We start from the raw sequence: 16,304 nt of genomic DNA on the forward strand, positions 1-16,304 counted from the left end.
CGTGACCCCGGATCCGCTTGCTCCTGGGGCGCGAGACGCGCACCATGGTCACATGAGCATGGACAACGAGCAGCTGCAGCGCGCCGCCAAGGACCACCTGTGGATGCACTTCACCCGGCACGGCTCCTACGCGGAGGCCGACGTCCCGGTGATCGTGCGCGGCGAGGGCGCCTACATCTGGGACAGCAACGGCAAGCGCTACCTCGACGCGCTGGCCGGCCTGTTCGTCTCGCAGCTGGGCCACGGTCGCACCGAGCTGGTCGAGGCGGCCGCCAAGCAGGCCCAGGAGCTGGCGTTCATGCCGCTGTGGTCCTACGCCCACCCCAGTGCCATCGAGCTCGCCGACAAGGTGGCGTCGTACGCACCGGGCGACCTCAACCGCGTCTTCTTCACCAGCGGCGGCGGCGAGGCCGTCGAGACCGCCTGGAAGCTCGCCAAGAACTACTTCAAGCTCACCGGCAAGCCGATGAAGCACAAGGTGATCAGCCGCTCCATCGCCTACCACGGCACCACCCAGGGCGCGCTCTCCATCACCGGCCTGCCGCTGCTCAAGCAGCAGTTCGAGCCGCTGGTGCCCTCGACGTTCCGGGTGCCCAACACCAACTCCTACCGCGCCGACGAGATCACCGGCGGCTTCCTCGACGGCAGCGACCCCGAGGCCTTCGGCCGGTGGGCCGCCGACCAGATCGCCGTGGCCATCGAGGCCGAGGGACCCGACACCGTCGCGGCCGTCTTCCTCGAGCCGGTGCAGAACGCCGGCGGCTGCTTCCCGCCGCCCCCGGGCTACTTCCAGCGGGTGCGCGAGATCTGCGACGAGTACGACGTCCTGCTGGTCTCCGACGAGGTCATCTGCGCCTTCGGGCGGCTGGGCCACATGTTCGGCTCGGAGCGCTACGGCTACCAGCCCGACATGATCACCTGCGCCAAGGGCCTCACCTCCGGCTACGCCCCCCTCGGCGCGATGATCGCATCGGACAGGCTGATGGAGCCCTTCCTGGAGCCCGGCGCGATGTTCGCCCACGGCTACACCTTCGGCGGCCACCCGGTCTCGACGGCGGTCGGCCTGCGCAACCTCGAGCTCTTCGAGGAGGAGAACGTCCTCGAGCACGTCCGCACGAACGAGCCGAGCTTCCGCGCGACGCTCGAGCGCCTCAAGGACCTGCCGATCGTGGGCGACGTCCGCGGCGACGGGTACTTCTACGGCATCGAGCTCGTCAAGGACAAGGACACCAAGGAGACCTTCACCGCCGAGGAGTGCGAGCGCCTGCTGTTCGGCTTCGTCTCCAAGACGCTCTACCACGAGGGCCTCTACTGCCGCGCCGACGACCGCGGCGACCCGGTCGTCCAGCTCGCTCCCCCGCTCATCGCCGACCAGTCGCACTTCGACGAGATGGAGCAGATCCTGCGCGTCGTCCTCGACAAGGCGTACACGCTGCTCTGAGCGTGGGGCGGTCTCGTGGTTCCATGACGCGGTGACCGGCGACCAGAGCGACCTCGACCTCGCGGTGGCTGCCGCGCGGGCGGGCGCCGACGTGCTGACGGCGATGTACGGCTCCGTGCTCGCGCGTGAGCAGAAGAGCGCCACCGACTTCGCCACCGCCGCCGACCTCGCGTCCGAGCGCGCCATCCTGGACGTCATCCGCGCGGCCCGGCCCGGGGACGGCTTCGTCGGCGAGGAGATGGGCGAGGTCGGAACCGGCGACGCCGAGCGGGTGTGGCTGGTGGACCCGTTGTGCGGCACGCTCAACTTCGCCGCGGTGACCCCGGCCTTCTCCGTCAACGTCGCCCTGTCCCACGCCGGTTCGACGACGACTGCCGCCGTCAGCCATCCGCCGAGCGGCGAGGTCTACTGGGCCGGTGACGGCTCCTTCGGGATGCTCGGTCGGGACGGCGGGCAGGACCCCGGCCGCAACCAGCTCGTCGACATCAACGCTGACGGACCGCTCGACCGCCCGTTCGTCGGCGCCCAGCTCGCCGCCGACCCGGGCTTCCGCTCCCGGTTCAGCCCGCGGGTCGAGTCGACGACGCTCGCGCTGGCCTGGGTCGCGGCGGGCCAGCGTCTCGGCTACGTCACCGACGGCCGGCACCGCGACAGCGTGCACTTCGCGGCGGGCATCGCCCTCTGCCAGGCGGCCGGCTGCGTGGTCACGGACTTCGACGGCGAGGCGGTCCACACCGGCCCCGGCATCATCGCCGCGGCCGACACCGCCACTCACGCGGCGCTCCTCGAGCTCGTCGCGCGGCACCGGCCGGCCTGAGGGCCGCCGTACCCGGTGGGCGCGGGCAGTTTCCCCAAGGTATGTCCCTGGAGCGTCACTTCCCTCGGTCTGCAGCCCCGGGGAAGTGACGCTTCGCCTGCATGCCTTGGTGAAACTGCCGGCGCTACGTGTGCTGCGGGAAGCCGAGGTCGACCCCGGGCCGCGGCGCGTCCGGGGACGGCCAGCGCGAGGTGACGACCTTGCCGCGCGTGAAGAAGTGGACGCCCTCGGTGCCGTGGGCGTGGGTGTCGCCGAAGAGCGAGGACTTCCAGCCGCCGAAGGAGTAGTAGGCCATCGGCACGGGGATCGGGACGTTGATGCCGACCATCCCCACCTCGACCTCGCGCTGGAAGCGCCGGGCCGCACCGCCGTCGTGGGTGAAGATCGCGGTGCCGTTGCCATAGGGGTTGGCGTTGACGAGCGCCAGCGCGTCGTCGTACGTCGCCACCCGCACGACCGACAGCACCGGGCCGAAGATCTCCTCGTCGTAGACCGCCATCCCGGGCTCGACCCGGTCGAAGAGCGTCGGCCCGAGCCAGAAGCCGCCGGGCTCGCCGGTCGGCACGACCTCGCGGCCGTCGACCACGAGCGACGCCCCGGCGGCGACGCCCGCCTCGACGTAGGAGGCCACCTTGTCGCGGTGCGCGCCGGTGACCAGTGGGCCCATGTCGCAGCCGCGGCGGCCGTCGCCGGTCACCAGCGCCGACATCCGCGAGGCGATGAGCGGCACCAGCGCGTCGGCCACCGGGTCGACGCAGACCAGCGCCGAGACGGCCATGCAGCGCTCACCGGCCGAGCCGAAGCCGGCGGAGACGGCCGCGTCGGCGGCGGACTCGAGGTCGGCGTCGGGGAGGACGACCATGTGGTTCTTGGCGCCGCCGAGGGCCTGGACGCGCTTGCCGTGCGCCGTGCCGGTCTCGTAGACGTAGCGCGCGACCGGCGTCGACCCGACGAACGACACCGCCTTGACGTCGGGGTGCGTGAGCAGGCCGTCGACCGCGACCTTGTCGCCCTGCAGCACGGAGAAGACGCCGGCGGGCAGTCCCGCCTCGGCCCACAGCTCGGCGAGCAGGAGCGAGGCCGAGGGGTCCTTCTCCGACGGCTTGAGCACCACGGCGTTGCCGCACGCGATCGCGACCGGCACGAACCACAGCGGCACCATCGCCGGGAAGTTGAACGGCGAGACGACCCCGACGACCCCCAGCGGCTGCCGGATCGAGTAGACGTCGACGCCGGTGGACACGCCGTCGCTGAAGCCGCCCTTGAGCAGGTGCGGCGCCCCGCACGCGAACTCCACCACCTCCAGCCCGCGCTGCACCTCCCCCAGCGCGTCGTCGAGCACCTTGCCGTGCTCGGCGGTGATCGCCTCCGCGACCTCGGAGCGACGTCGCGCCAGCACCTCGCGGAACGCGAAGAGGACCGACGTACGCCGCGACAGCGAGGCCGCCGCCCACTCCCGCCCGGCCTCGGCCGCGGCGGCCACGACCGACTCGACGTCCTCGGCCGAGGCCAGGGCGACCTGCCGGGCCACCTGCCCGGTGGCCGGGTCGTAGACGTCGCCGAGCCGCTCGCCGGTGCCGGCCCAGGGCTCGCCGGCCCGCCAGTGGGTGATCACGTCCATCGCTGTCTCCCTCATGAGTCGAATCCCAGCCCCGCCCTGTCGAGCCCGCGGAGCCACAGGTTGCGTCGTCCATCGTGACGGTCGGCCCGCTCCAGCGACCAGCGGGTCAGCTGCACGCCGGCATACCGCACCGGCTCCGGCGGGAACGGCAGCGGCCGCCGGCGCACCATCTCCAGCGACGTCCGCTCGGTCTCCTCGCCGGCCAGCAGGTCGAGCACGACGTCCGCCCCGAACCTCGTCGCCGCGACGCCGAGCCCGGTGTAGCCCAGCGCGTAGGCCACGCGCCCGCGACGGGCGGTGCCGAAGAACGCGGCGAAGCGGGTGCAGGTGTCGATCACGCCGCCCCAGCGGTGCGTGAACCGCAGGCCCTCGAGCTGGGGGAAGGCCTCGAAGAGCTGAGAGGCCAGCAGCGCGTGCGTGCGGTCGCTCTGCTCGAGCTCTCGCGCGATCCGGGAGCCGTAGTGGTAGACCGCGTCGTAGCCGCCCCACAGGATGCGGTCGTCGCGGGTGAGCCGGAAGTAGTGGAAGAGGTTGGCGCTGTCGCCGACTCCCTCGCGCCCGGCCCACCCGATCGAGGCGAGCTGCGCGGTGGACAGCGGCTCGGTCATCAGCACGTGGTCGTAGACCGGCACGGTCATCAGCCGGAGCCTGCGCAGCAGCGAGGGGAACGCGTTGGTCGCCAGCGCGACCTGCGCGGCGCGCACCGAGCCGCCGGGCGTGGTCAGCAGGACCCGCGCACCGTCGTCGTCGAGGCCGAGCGCACGGGTGCCCTCGAAGATCCGCACGCCCAGCTCGAGGCACACCCGGCGCAGCCCCCACGCGAGCCGCGCCGGCTCGACCAGCGCCGTGCCGTGGGGGTCGGCCAGCCCGCCGAGGTACGTCGGCGAGTCCAGCCGCGCTCGTACGGCGGTCCGGTCCAGCAGGGCGACCTCGTGACCCGCGGCCGTCATCGCATCGGCGAGCTCCTCGAGCTCGGCGAGCTGGTGGGGCGCGGCGGCCACCGAGAGCTCGCCGGTCTCCTCCCAATGGCAGTCGATGCCGTGGCGGGCGACGGTGTCGCCGATGTCGCGCAGGTTCTGGGCGCCCAGGCGGTCCAGCGTGGCCAGCTCAGCCGGCCAGCGCGCGAGCCCGTTGGCGAAGCCGTGGGTGAGGCTCGCGGAGGCGAAGCCCCCGTTGCGACCGCTGGCCTCCTGCCCACAGGCTCCTGCCTCCAGCACCACGACCGAGCGGCCGGGGTCGCGCTCGACGGCGCGCAGCGCGGTCCACAGGCCGGCGTACCCGCCCCCGACCACGACCAGGTCCGCCTCGACCCGCCCCGCCAGCGCCGGCAGCGGCTCCGGCCTCGCCGGGTCGTCGAGCCAGAAGACCGACCGCGCCGCGTGCGCCAGGGCCCGCGCGCCGACGTCGGGACTCACGCCGCGACGCGGCGCCGGTTGCGCAGCTCCATGCCGAGCACGATCGCGATGGACACCACGAACATCAGGGTCCCCACGACGTTGACCTGCATCGGCACGCCCACCCGCTCCTGGCCGTAGACGTACATCGGGAACGTCGTGGTGTTCCCGGAGTTGAGGTTGGTGACGATGAAGTCGTCGAAGGACAGCGAGAAGCTGAGCAGCGCCGCACCGAGGATGCCGGGCAGGACCAGCGGGAAGGTCACCCGCCGGAAGGTCTGCACGGGCGTGGCGTAGAGGTCCATCGCGGCCTGCTCGAGGTCGTCGTCCATGCCGGCCAGCCGCGCGCGGACGGTGACGACCACGAACGACAGGCAGAACATCACGTGCGCGATCAGGATCGTCCAGAAGCCCAGCTGCCCGGCGAACCCCGACGCCACGAAGAGCGCCAGCAGCGAGGACCCGAGCACGATCTCGGGCGCCGCCATCGGCAGGAAGATGAGCAGGTTGGACGCGGAGCGCCCGGCGAAGTCGTGGCGCACCAGCGCGAACGCCGCCAGCGTGCCGAGCACCGTGGCGACCAGGGTCGCCAGCAGGCTGATCTGGATGCTCGTGAGCAGCGTGCTGCACAGGTCGTCGGGCCCGCACGGGTCCTTCCAGTTGTCGAGCGTGAAGCTGCCGAACTGGTAGACGTTGCGCCCGCCGGGGTTGTTGAAGCTCATCCCCACGACCACGAAGATCGGCACGAACGTGTAGACGAGCACCAGCAGCCCGAGGATCAGGACCAGTCGCTCCCTCAACCAGCGCATCAGAGAAGCTCCTCGGTCCCGGCGCGCCGCACGTAGACCAGCACCATCGCCAGGATCAGCACCATCAGCAGCACCGACAGGGCGGAGGCGACCGGGTAGTTGTTGGCGTCGGTGAACTGCGACTGGATGACGTTGCCGATGACCCGCTCGTTGGTGCTGCCGAGGAACTGGGCGTTGATGTAGTCGCCCACCGCCGGGATGAACGTCAGCAGCGTCCCCGAGACCACGCCGGGCAGCGACAGCGGCCAGGTGACCTTGAAGAACCCGACGAACGGGTTGGCGTACAGGTCGCCGGACGCCTCGATGAGGCGGTGGTCGATCTTGTCGAGGCTGGCGTAGAGCGGCAGCACCATGAACGGCAGGAAGTTGTAGGTCAGCCCGGCCACGACCGCGACCGGCGTGGCCAGCAGCCGGCCGTCGTCGCCGAGGACCTGCAGCGCCTGCAGGGTGTTCACGACGAAGCCGTCGTCGGCGAGGATCAGCTTCCACGACAGGGTGCGCACCAGGAAGCTGGTGAAGAAGGGCGCGATGACGAGCACCAGCAGGAGGTTCTTCCAGCGCCCGGCCTTGAAGGCGATCGCGTAGGCGAGCACGTAGCCGAGCACGAGGCAGAACATCGTCGCCAGCGCGCCGTACAGGAGCGAGCGGCCCAGCGGGCCGGCATAGTCGCGCACGACGTCGACGTAGTTGCCGAACGCGTAGTCCATCTCGTAGCCGCGGAAGTCCGAGCCCGCCGGGTCGAACAGGCTCGTCGCGACCAGCGAGTAGAACGGCACGACGAAGAAGAGCAGCAGCCACGCCGCGGCCGGGAGCAGGAGCAGGTAGCCGATCCGGCCCTTGCGCCGCACGGTCTCGCTCACTGCCCGTCCCGTTGGGCGCCGGCGGACGCGTCCTGCGCCTGGTCCAGCAGGAACGCGTACTCCGGGCGCCAGGACAGCTCGACCCGCTCCCCCGTGCGGAACATCCGGGTGCGACCGGTGTTCTGCGAGAAGACCTGGAGCTCCTGGCCCCACGGCATCCGCACGAGGTACTGGGTGCTGACCCCGACGAAGCTCACGTCGCTGATCACCCCGCCCGGGATGGTGTTGCCCGGTGCGTCCAGCTCGGCGCCCTCCTCGCCGATGAGCACCTTCTCGGGCCGGATCCCCACCCAGCCACGGTCGCCGTCGACGTGCGTGCGCCCGCTCGGAACGGACACCTGGATGCCGTGCATGTCGACCGTGGTGACGTCGGAGCTGCGCGACACGACGGTGCCGGAGATCAGGTTGGACTGGCCCAGGAAGTTGGCGACGAAGGTGCTGCGGGGGTTCTCGTAGAGCTCGGCCGGCGCGCCCATCTGCTCGATGACGCCGGCGTTCATCACCGCGACGGTGTCGGCCATGGTCATGGCCTCCTCCTGGTCGTGGGTGACGTGGATGAAGGTCTGGCGCACCTCGGTCTGGATGCGCTTGATCTCGATCTGCATCGCGCGCCGCAGCTTGAGGTCGAGCGCACCCAGCGGCTCGTCGAGCAGCAGCACCTCGGGCTCGTTGATGAGCGCTCGGGCCAGGGCGACGCGCTGCTGCTGACCGCCGGAGAGCTGGGCCGGCTTCTTGCGCGCCTGGCTGGTCAGCTCGACCAGGTCCAGCATCGCCTCGACCTTCGCCTTGACCTCCTTGGCCCGGCGGCGGCGCAGCCCGAACGCGACGTTCTCGTAGATGTCGAGGTGCGGGAAGAGCGCGTAGCTCTGGAAGACCGTGTTGACCGGGCGCCGGTAGGGCTTGGCGAAGGTGATGTCCTGGCCCGACAGCGTGATCGAGCCGGACGTCGGCGTCTCCAGGCCCGCGACCATCCGCAGCGTCGTGGTCTTGCCGCAGCCCGAGGGGCCCAGCAGCGCGAAGAACGAGCCGCGCGGCACGTCCAGGTCGAGGGCGTCGACGGCGGTGAACCCGCTCCCGAACGACTTCGTCAGCCGCTGCAGCCGCAGCCCGTCGTACGACGGGTCGCTCGCGGCCGCGGTCGGCGCCTCGGCCGGCTCGCTGCTCGGGGCATCCTCAGCCAGCTGTGACATCGGCCCACTCCCTCTCGTACTGCGCGTTCTGGCGGTCGTCGAGATCCATGAAGTCGAAGGTGTTCGACAGGAAGTCGTCGTCGGGGAAGATCAGCGGGTTGTCCACGAGGGAGTCGTCGATCTTCTCCATCTCCTCGCGGGCGCCGGCGACGGGGCAGATGTAGTTGACCCACGAGGCGAGCTTCGCCGCGACCTCGGGGTCGTAGTAGTAGTCGATCCACCGCTCGGCGTTGGCCTGGTGGGTGGCCTGGTTGGGGACGAGCATGTTGTCGCTCCACAGCGACAGCCCCTCCTCCGGCACCACGAACTTGATGTCGGGGTTCTCGAACTGCGCCTGGATCACGTCACCCGACCAGGCCTCGCAGGCGACGACGTTGCCGCCGGAGAGCTCCTGCAGGTAGTTGTTGCCGGCGAAGCTGCGCAGCTGCTTGTCGGCGATCGCCTTCTTGAGCAGGTCCAGCGCGTCGTGCCACTGGTCCTCGGTGAAGTCGCCCGGGTCGGCCCCGGCCACCTTGAGCAGGAAGCCCATGGTGTCGCGCATCTCCGAGAGCAGCGTGATCTTGCCGTTGAGGTCGGGGCGGGTGATGAGCTCCTCGAAGCTCCTGATCTCGCCGGTGACCGCGGAGTTGTAGGCGATGCCCGTCAGGCCGCTCTGCCACGGCGCGTGGTGCTCCAGGCCGGGGTCCCAGGCCTTGTCGCGCAGCGAGTCGATGATGTTGGCGTGCAGGTTCGGGACGTTGGCCCGGTCGAGCGGCTGGATCCAGCCGAGCCCGATCATCCGGGCCGCCATCCAGTCGGTCATCACGATCAGGTCCCGGTCGATCGGGTCGCACGAGCCGAGCTGGTTCTTGACCTTGGCGTAGAACTCCGCGTTGTCGTTGACGTCGACGTTGTAGTCGACCTTGATGCCGGTGGCCGCCCGGAAGCCCTTCCAGGTCGACTCGGGGTCCTTGCGCGGGTCGATGTAGCCGGTCCAGTTGGAGATGACGAGCGCCAGCTCCTCCTCCGACACGTCACGGGCGCGGCAGGACGCGGGGTCCTGCTGGGCCCCGGGCACGGAGAAGAACGGCAGCTTCAGCGCGGCCACGCTCACGCCCGCGAACGCGACGGCTCCCCCGCCCTTGAGCACCCCCCGGCGCGACAGCGTCGACCTGCGAGCGGGAACGTCCTGCGGCATGCGACTCCCTCGTGCTGGCGTCATCAACGATCGGATCGTGCCATGGGAAGGGGGGTCCGACAAGCGATCCGGTGGACAAGAAACCTCCTGGCAACGAATTCCCTCGTCGGCGACGCACGCCGGAAACGTGTAGGTCGGAGCCCTCCGGGTACGGTCCCGCCATGACCCGCAAGCAGGAACGCCCCGCCGTCGTCCTGGACCAGGTGTCCAAGGCCATCGTCGAGCAGCTGCAGCAGGACGGCCGTCGCTCCTACGCCGCCATCGGCAAGGTCGTCGGCCTCTCCGAGGCCGCGGTCCGCCAGCGCGTGCAGCGCCTGGTCGAGGGCGGGGTGATGCAGGTGGTCGCGGTCACCGACCCGCTCCAGCTCGGCTTCGCGCGCCAGGCCATGATCGGCGTCAGCGTGCACGGACCGCTGGAGTCGGTGTCCGACGCGCTCGCCGAGCTCGACGAGGTCGACTACGTCGTGGTGACCGCCGGGCGCTACGACCTCCTGGTCGAGGTGGTCTGCGAGACCGACGAGCACCTGCTGGAGCTGATCTCCTCCAAGATCCGCTCCCTGGAGGGCGTGGTCTCCACCGAGACCTTCATGTACCTCAAGCTGCGCAAGCAGACCTACTCGTGGGGCGTGCGCTGAGCGGCTACGCCGGCCTGTCGCTCTGGCACGCCACCGCCGGGGGGTCCTGGGAGCCCCGCCCCCGGCTGGACGGCGACACCGAGGCCGACGTCGCGATCGTGGGCGCCGGCTTCACCGGTCTGTGGACGGCCTACTACCTCGCCGAGGCCGACCCCACGCTGCGGGTGGTGGTGCTCGAGAGCGAGGTCGCCGGCTTCGGCGCCTCGGGCCGCAACGGCGGCTGGTGCTCGGCGCTGTTCCCCGCCTCGCTCGCCTCGCTGACCCGGCTCGGCGGGCGCGACGCCGCCCTGTCCCAGCACGCGGCGATGCGCGCCACCGTCGACGAGGTCGTGCGGGTCGCGGCCGCCGAGGGCATCGACGCCGACGTCGCCAAGGGCGGCACCCTCACACTCGCCCGCACCGCCCCGCAGTGGGCCAGGGCCCGCGCCGAGGTGGCCGAGGCGCGCTCGTGGGGCCGCGACGAGGACGACGTCGCCCTGTGGGACGCCGACACCGCCACCGCCCGGCTGCGCGCCACGCGCGTGCACGGTGCGACGTACACGCCGGACTGCGCGGTGATCCACCCGGCCAAGCTGGTCCGCGGCCTCGCGGAGGCCTGCGAGCGCCGCGGTGTGCGCATCCACGAGCGCACCCGCGTGACCGCGATCGAGCCTGGCCGGGCGGTGACCGCCCGGGGCACGGTGCGGGCGCGCCACGTCGTGCGGGCGACCGAGGGCTTCACCGCGCAGCTGCCGGGCTCGGCACGGGCGGTAGCTCCGGTCTACTCGCTGATGATCGCGACCGAGCCGCTGCCCGAGACGGTGTGGGAGCGGATCGGCCTGCGTGAGCGGGAGACCTTCACCGACCACCGGCACCTGGTGATCTACGGCCAGCGCACCGCCGACGGCCGGCTGGCGTTCGGCGGGCGCGGGGCGCCGTACCACCTCGGCTCTCGGGTGCGCCCCGACTTCGACCGGGTGCCGCGGGTCCACGCCGCCCTTTACGCCACGCTGCTCGACCTCCTGCCGGTGCTGCGCGGCACCCGGGTCACGCACGCGTGGGGCGGGCCGCTCGCGATCCCCCGCGACTGGTGCGCGTCGGTCGGCGTCGACGCCACCACCGGCCTCGCGTGGGCGGGCGGCTACGTCGGCGACGGGGTCGGCACGTCCAACCTCGCGGGCCGCACCCTGCGCGACCTCCTGCTGCAGCGCGACACCCCACTCACCCGGCTCCCCTGGGTCGGGCACCGCTCGCGCCGCTGGGAGCCGGAGCCGCTGCGCTGGCTGGGCATCAACACCGGCCTGCGCGCCATGACCCTCGCCGACGCCGAGGAGCGCCTGACCGGCCGCCGGAGCGTCCTGGCCCGCGCGGTCTCGCCGCTCCTCGGCTAATTCGGTTGCCCGCCGGGGGCCGCCTCGGACACCCTGGTCCTGCCTGGCGACCCTGCCCGTGCCGTTCGAGAGGAGCTGACATGTCCACGACTGTCCTCGGCCTGTCCGCAGACCACTCCCCCTCGACGCATCGGAGCACCGACACCCATGTCCACCCAGGACGACTTCACCCCTGACCCCTCGTTCGTCATCGACTTCACGGCCTACGACGACCTCCACGACCCCGACAAGCGCTGGTCCACCTGGCTCTCGGTCGAGCCCTCGTGCCGCGGCCCGGAGCCCCGGCCCGACTGGCTGGTGACCTCGCAGGGCGCCGTCGACACCGACCTCGGCATCCTCAAGACCGGCAAGGAGGCCGACGTCTTCCTGCTGGAGCGCGCCGACCCCCACGATCCGGAGCGGGCGGTCGTGATGGCGGCCAAGCGCTACCGCGGCGAGGAGCACCGCACCTTCCACCGCTCGACGGCCTACCGGGAGGGCCGCCGGATGCGCAACACCCGCGACACCCGGGCGCTCGCGCGCAAGAGCGCGCACGGCCGGGCGGTGGCCGCCGGTCAGTGGGCGTGGGCGGAGTGGGAGGCGCTCGTGCGCTTCCACGGCCTCGGCGTCCCGGTGCCCTACCCGGTGCAGATCGACGGGACCGAGATCCTCATGGAGTGGGTCACGGTCGACGGCGAGACCGCCCCTCGGCTGGCCCAGACGCGGCCCGAGCCCGCCCTGCTGGAGTCCTACTACGACCAGCTGCGTGACGCGCTCGCGCTGATGGCGCAGCATGGGGTGGTGCACGGCGACCTCTCGCCGTACAACATCCTGGCGGCGGGCGAGCGGCTCGTGGTGATCGACCTGCCGCAGGTGGTCGACCTGGTCGCCAACCCGGCCGGCATGGACTTCCTGCTGCGCGACTGCACCAACGTCTGCACGTGGTTCCGCGCGCGCGGGCTGGCGGTGGACGAGCAGGACCTGTTCGGGGAGCTGATGGCGCACGCGTTCTGAGCGGGACGGACCGGCCGGATAGGTTCGTGCCGTGAAGCGCACCCGGGGCCGCGGCGTCCAGATCTCGTCGCTCGACGACCTCGACCGGCGCCTGGCCCGGGGTGCGCAGCGCCTCTCCGGGTGGCGGCTGCACGGCCTCGACCTCACCGGGCGCGGCCCGGACCTGCTGGCGCGGCGGCTGTCGGGAGCGACGTTCCTCGGCTGCACGTTCGCCGCCGGCGACGCCGCGCGCGTGGAGGCGGCCGGCGCGCTGGTGCTGCCCGCGATCGGCGGCGTGCCCGTCGACGTCTACCGCGGACGGCTCTACGACGCCGACGAGCTGTACGACGCCACGCCCTACGCCGCCAGCACCGATGCCCGCGCCTACGCGTGGTCGCAGCAGGACGCGGGTGCCGACGACCTGCTGGCCCAGTCGCTGCACGACCACGCCGTGGACGAGGCGCTGACCGCCTGGTCGCGGGGCCGTGCGCTGGTGGGCGTGATGGGCGGGCACGCGCTGGTGCGCGGCGAGCAGACCTACGCCGACGCCGCCCGGCTGGGCGCGGGGCTGGGGGCCACCCACGTCGTGGCGACGGGCGGGGGCCCGGGCGCGATGGAGGCGGCCAACCTCGGCGCCCGGCTCGCGCGCCGCACGCCCGACGAGCTGGCCGAGGCGCTCGCGGTGCTCGCGCGGGCGCCGTCGTACCACCCGTCGGTCGACGCCTGGGTGGACACCGCGCGCGAGGTGCGCGCGCGGTTCGACGACCCCGTCGAGAGCCTGAGCATCCCCACCTGGCACTACGGCCACGAGCCGGCCAACCTCTTCGCCACGGCGATCGCCAAGTACTTCCGCAACTCCACCCGAGAGGCGACCCTGCTCGAGGTGTGTGGCGCCGGCATCGTCTTCCTGCCCGGCGCCGCGGGCACCGTCCAGGAGGTCTTCCAGGACGCCTGCGAGAACTACTACGCCGACGAGAGCTCCGTGGCCCCCATGGTCCTGGTGGGCGTGCGCCACTGGACCGAGACGGTGCCGGCCTGGCCGCTGCTCGAGGCGCTCGCCCGCGGTCGCGCCATGGAGCCGCACGTCCACCTCGTCGACACCGTCGACGAGGCCGTCGCGCTGGTGAGGGGCTGAGCCCTCACCCGGCGAGGGCGGCCCCCGCGCGGGCGGCGACCACCTCGCGGTAGTGCGTCACCAGCGCCGCGTTGACCGACGGCCAGCCGCGGTCGCGCACGCTGCGACGGGCGGCCAGTCCCATCGTGCGGCGCAGGAGCCGGTGGCCGACCAGGCGGTCGACGTACCACGCCATGGCCCGCCCGTCGCCCGGCTCGTAGAGGAAGCCGGAGACGCCGTCGGCGACCACGTCGACCGGGCCGCCCGAGCGAGGGGCGACCACCGGCACGCCCGAGGCCAGCGCCTCCTGGGCGGCCTGGCAGTACGTCTCGTGGCGCCCGGTGTGCACGAAGACGTCGAGCGAGGCGTGCGCACGCCCCAGCTCCTCGCCGTGGAGGACGCCGAGGAAGGCGGCTCCCGGGAGCAGGGTGCGCAACCGCTGCTCCTCGGGGCCGCCCCCGACCACCACGAGGCGGACCCTCGGGTCGTCGGCGAGGTGGGTCAGCAGGTCGAGCTCCTTCTCGGCGGCCAGGCGGCCGACGTAGCCGACGAGGAGCCGGCCGTCGGGGGCGAGCTCGCGGCGCAGCCCGGCGTCGCGGTGCACCGGGTGGAAGGCCTGGAGGTCCACGCCGCGGGGCCACAGCTGCGTGCGCGGCACGCCGAGGTCGCGCAGCTGGGCGAGGCTGGCGGTGGACGGCGCCAGGGTGCGGTCGACGCGGGCGTGGACGCGCCGCGTGAGGGCGGCCATGGCCCGCGCGCTGCCCGGCACGTCGTAGCGCTCGGCGAAGCCGACCAGGTCGGTCTGGTAGACCGCCACGGTGGGGATGCCCAGGTCGGCTGCAGCCCTCGCGGCCTGGTGGCCCAGCGCCGCGGGCGAGGCGAGGTGCACGACGTCGGGGCGCACCTCGGACATGACCGCGCGCAGACGCCGTCGGGTGTCGAGCCCGATGCGGAAGTCCGGGTAGAGCCGTAGGTGCGTGCCGCGCGCGCGCCGCACCGGGAAGCCGGCGTACGTCGGCGGGCCGGTCGGCGCCACGAGCACCGCGTCGTGCCCCTCGGCGGCCAGGTGCTCCAGCACGCGGCGCACCGAGTTGGTGACGCCGTTGACCTGGGGCAGGAACGACTCGGACACCACCAGGACGCGCAGCCGGTCCTCGGTGCGGGGCAGCGGCAGCAGCTCGGCCATGGCGCCGACGCTAGGTGCTGCGGCGCAACGGCGGCACCCCTGGAGACCGGCGGGCAGGTGAACACCGGCCGTCGGTCTGCAGGCGGGCGGAAAATTCGTGGAGAAAGTTCCAAACCGCTCGGTCCGCGGCACCGAAGCACTCTGCGAGGGGTGCGGCTGGAGCAGGCCGCACCTCTCTCCGGGCCCCCGGGCCCGGGCCATCCACTCATCGACGCAGCACTCACCACAGGGAGCAAGATCATGAGGAAGCTCAACCGCGCCGCCGCCGGCCTCGTCGCCACCGTCGCCGCCATGGCCACCAGCACCACGATGCTCGCGGCGCCGTCCGAGGCCGCCCCGGCCGCCTCGGGCAACAAGAGCCTGGCGAAGGTGCTGGCCGCCGACGGGACGAAGTTCGACAAGAAGTGGGGTGACTTCGACATCACCGAGGCCGCCGTCCTGGCCGTGCTCAAGGCGAAGCCGGACAGCCCGGTCGCCCTGCTCACCAAGGGCCGTCAGCGCGCCACCGCGTTCATCCCCACCGACCGCGCCTTCCGTCGCCTCGTCGGCGACCTGACCGGCTCGCGCCCCGCGACCGAGCGGGCGACGTTCAAGGCCGTGGCCACCCTCGGGGTCGACACGATCGAGACCGTCCTGCTCTACCACGTCGTGCCGGGCCGCACGCTCGGCTCCAAGAAGGTCGTCGCCTCCGCCGGCAAGGACGTCAAGACCGCCGCGGGCGTCACGTTCAAGGTCGTCGTCAAGCGCGGCCAGGTGATCCTGGTCGACCAGGACCGCAACGACCGCGACGCGCGCGCGATCCCGAAGCTGCTCGACATCAACAAGGGCAACAAGCAGATCGGGCACGGCATCAACCAGGTGCTGCGCCCCGCCGACCTCTGACCGGCACCATCGGGGCGGCGGCGGACTCCTCTCCGCCGCCGCCCCGGCCTCGTCAGAGGCTCAGCACGAAGGACCGCTCCCGGCCGTACGTCGCGAAGCCGGCGCGCCGCAGGATCGGTCCGGAGGTCTCGACCCGCCCCTTGACCAGAGCCATCGTGGCCCCCTGCTCCACGCCGTAGCGCAGGCGCTCGTCGAGGACCGCCCGGTAGACGCCCCGACCGCGCTCCTGCTCCAGGACGCCGCCGCCCCAGAGGCGGGCCACGCCGTCGACGACGCTGAGCCCGCCGAAGCCGACGGGCCGCCCGTCGCGGTAGGCGACGACGATGCCGCCGTCGCCGCGGGCGACCGACACCCGGTCGCGCTCGGCCGACCGAGCGAGCTCGTCGTCGGGCGGCACCGACCCGCCGAAGACGCCCACCGAGACCTCCTCGGCGTCGCGCACGACGTCCAGCTCGGTGGTCCACCGCAGGACCAGGTCCGCGTCCGGCGGGGCGATCTCCGGTGGACCCGGGCGCAGGTCGAGCGCGAGCACGTCCAGCTCCTCGTCGGCGACTCCCCCGCGCTCCGTGACCAGCTCCTCGAGCGCCGGCGGGGTGCTCGCCCTCACCCACACCACGACGCGGTCGGCGCCGAGCTCGCGCGCGGTCCGAAGGACCTCGTCGAGCACCACGGCCGGCTCCCGCACGGGCTCGAAGCGCACCAGCGAGGCCGGGTGCTCGAACCACTCGGGGGAGCGGACGAGCAGGTACTCCTCGGTCTCCACCGGGGTGGCGGCCTCGTGCACCCAGACCCAGGCGTCGGCGGCCGCCGCGACCCGCTCCGGGCTCACGACGGCC

The 16,304-nt window shown here is 72.5% G+C and carries 15 protein-coding genes; 7 read left to right on the forward strand and 8 right to left on the reverse strand.

Annotated features, from left to right (window positions below; all coding sequences use genetic code 11):
* The first annotated feature begins 52 nt into the window (after positions 1-52).
* Positions 53-1,441 carry an aspartate aminotransferase family protein gene (locus tag IRQ30_RS07000; protein ID WP_193612243.1) on the forward strand — a complete coding sequence of 463 codons (1,389 nt, stop codon included), beginning with the start codon at positions 53-55 and terminating at the stop codon, positions 1,439-1,441.
* Positions 1,442-1,472: 31 nt separating this feature from the next.
* Positions 1,473-2,258, forward strand: coding sequence for an inositol monophosphatase family protein (locus tag IRQ30_RS07005; RefSeq protein WP_193612244.1), 786 nt, complete (start codon positions 1,473-1,475; stop codon positions 2,256-2,258).
* Positions 2,259-2,382: 124 nt separating this feature from the next.
* Here the strand turns inward: IRQ30_RS07005 and IRQ30_RS07010 are convergent, their stop codons facing one another.
* From IRQ30_RS07010 to IRQ30_RS07035, 6 genes are read right to left on the reverse strand one after another with little or no spacing between them, the layout of a single operon-like run.
* On the reverse strand, positions 2,383-3,894 hold the full coding sequence (locus IRQ30_RS07010) for a CoA-acylating methylmalonate-semialdehyde dehydrogenase (protein WP_276592206.1): 1,512 nt from the start codon (positions 3,892-3,894) through the stop codon (positions 2,383-2,385).
* Complete coding sequence (locus IRQ30_RS07015; RefSeq protein WP_193612245.1) at positions 3,891-5,294, reverse strand: FAD-dependent oxidoreductase; 1,404 nt, start codon at positions 5,292-5,294, stop codon at positions 3,891-3,893. The genes IRQ30_RS07010 and IRQ30_RS07015 overlap by 4 nt, the downstream gene beginning before the upstream one ends.
* Positions 5,291-6,082 (reverse strand): ABC transporter permease, encoded by a 792-nt coding sequence (locus IRQ30_RS07020; protein ID WP_193608429.1) that lies wholly within the window; start codon positions 6,080-6,082, stop codon positions 5,291-5,293. The genes IRQ30_RS07015 and IRQ30_RS07020 overlap by 4 nt, the downstream gene beginning before the upstream one ends.
* On the reverse strand, positions 6,082-6,942 hold the full coding sequence (locus tag IRQ30_RS07025) for an ABC transporter permease subunit (protein ID WP_193612246.1): 861 nt from the start codon (positions 6,940-6,942) through the stop codon (positions 6,082-6,084). The genes IRQ30_RS07020 and IRQ30_RS07025 overlap by 1 nt, the downstream gene beginning before the upstream one ends.
* The gene (locus IRQ30_RS07030) at positions 6,939-8,132 is read right to left on the reverse strand and encodes an ABC transporter ATP-binding protein (protein WP_193612247.1); all 1,194 of its coding nucleotides are present in this window, start codon (positions 8,130-8,132) and stop codon (positions 6,939-6,941) included. Before IRQ30_RS07030 ends, IRQ30_RS07025 begins: the two co-directional genes overlap by 4 nt.
* Positions 8,116-9,309 carry a polyamine ABC transporter substrate-binding protein gene (locus tag IRQ30_RS07035; protein ID WP_193608432.1) on the reverse strand — a complete coding sequence of 398 codons (1,194 nt, stop codon included), beginning with the start codon at positions 9,307-9,309 and terminating at the stop codon, positions 8,116-8,118. The genes IRQ30_RS07030 and IRQ30_RS07035 overlap by 17 nt, the downstream gene beginning before the upstream one ends.
* Positions 9,310-9,470: 161 nt before the next feature.
* Here IRQ30_RS07035 and IRQ30_RS07040 point away from each other — a divergent pair, with 161 nt between their 5' ends.
* The 4 genes from IRQ30_RS07040 (at position 9,471) to IRQ30_RS07055 (ending at position 13,421) form a co-directional block, all read left to right on the forward strand.
* Positions 9,471-9,944: an Lrp/AsnC family transcriptional regulator gene (locus IRQ30_RS07040; RefSeq protein WP_193612248.1), complete on the forward strand. Its 474-nt coding sequence runs from the start codon at positions 9,471-9,473 to the stop codon at positions 9,942-9,944.
* Positions 9,929-11,314, forward strand: a complete 1,386-nt coding sequence (locus tag IRQ30_RS07045; RefSeq protein ID WP_338089602.1) for an NAD(P)/FAD-dependent oxidoreductase — start codon at positions 9,929-9,931, stop codon at positions 11,312-11,314. The genes IRQ30_RS07040 and IRQ30_RS07045 overlap by 16 nt, the downstream gene beginning before the upstream one ends.
* Positions 11,315-11,461: 147 nt before the next feature.
* Positions 11,462-12,307 (forward strand): serine protein kinase RIO, encoded by an 846-nt coding sequence (locus IRQ30_RS07050; protein WP_193612249.1) that lies wholly within the window; start codon positions 11,462-11,464, stop codon positions 12,305-12,307.
* A gap of 31 nt (positions 12,308-12,338) precedes the next feature.
* A complete protein-coding gene (locus IRQ30_RS07055; protein ID WP_193612250.1) occupies positions 12,339-13,421 on the forward strand; it encodes a Rossmann fold nucleotide-binding protein in 1,083 nt (360 codons plus the stop codon).
* 4 nt (positions 13,422-13,425) lie between these two features.
* Here IRQ30_RS07055 and IRQ30_RS07060 read toward each other — a convergent pair whose 3' ends face one another.
* On the reverse strand, positions 13,426-14,586 hold the full coding sequence (locus IRQ30_RS07060) for a glycosyltransferase family 4 protein (protein ID WP_193612251.1): 1,161 nt from the start codon (positions 14,584-14,586) through the stop codon (positions 13,426-13,428).
* Between the two features lie 240 nt (positions 14,587-14,826).
* On the opposite strand from IRQ30_RS07060, the gene IRQ30_RS07065 reads away from it, so the two are divergent.
* Positions 14,827-15,468 carry a fasciclin domain-containing protein gene (locus IRQ30_RS07065; protein WP_193612252.1) on the forward strand — a complete coding sequence of 214 codons (642 nt, stop codon included), beginning with the start codon at positions 14,827-14,829 and terminating at the stop codon, positions 15,466-15,468.
* Positions 15,469-15,520: 52 nt separating this feature from the next.
* On the opposite strand, the gene IRQ30_RS24145 is transcribed toward IRQ30_RS07065, so the two are convergent.
* Positions 15,521-16,297 (reverse strand): GNAT family N-acetyltransferase, encoded by a 777-nt coding sequence (locus IRQ30_RS24145; RefSeq protein WP_193612253.1) that lies wholly within the window; start codon positions 16,295-16,297, stop codon positions 15,521-15,523.
* Between the last annotated feature and the right edge of the window lie 7 nt (positions 16,298-16,304).

The sequence above is a fragment of the Nocardioides lijunqiniae genome (assembly GCF_015024225.1).
GTDB classification, from domain to species: Bacteria; Actinomycetota; Actinomycetes; order Propionibacteriales; family Nocardioidaceae; genus Nocardioides; species Nocardioides lijunqiniae.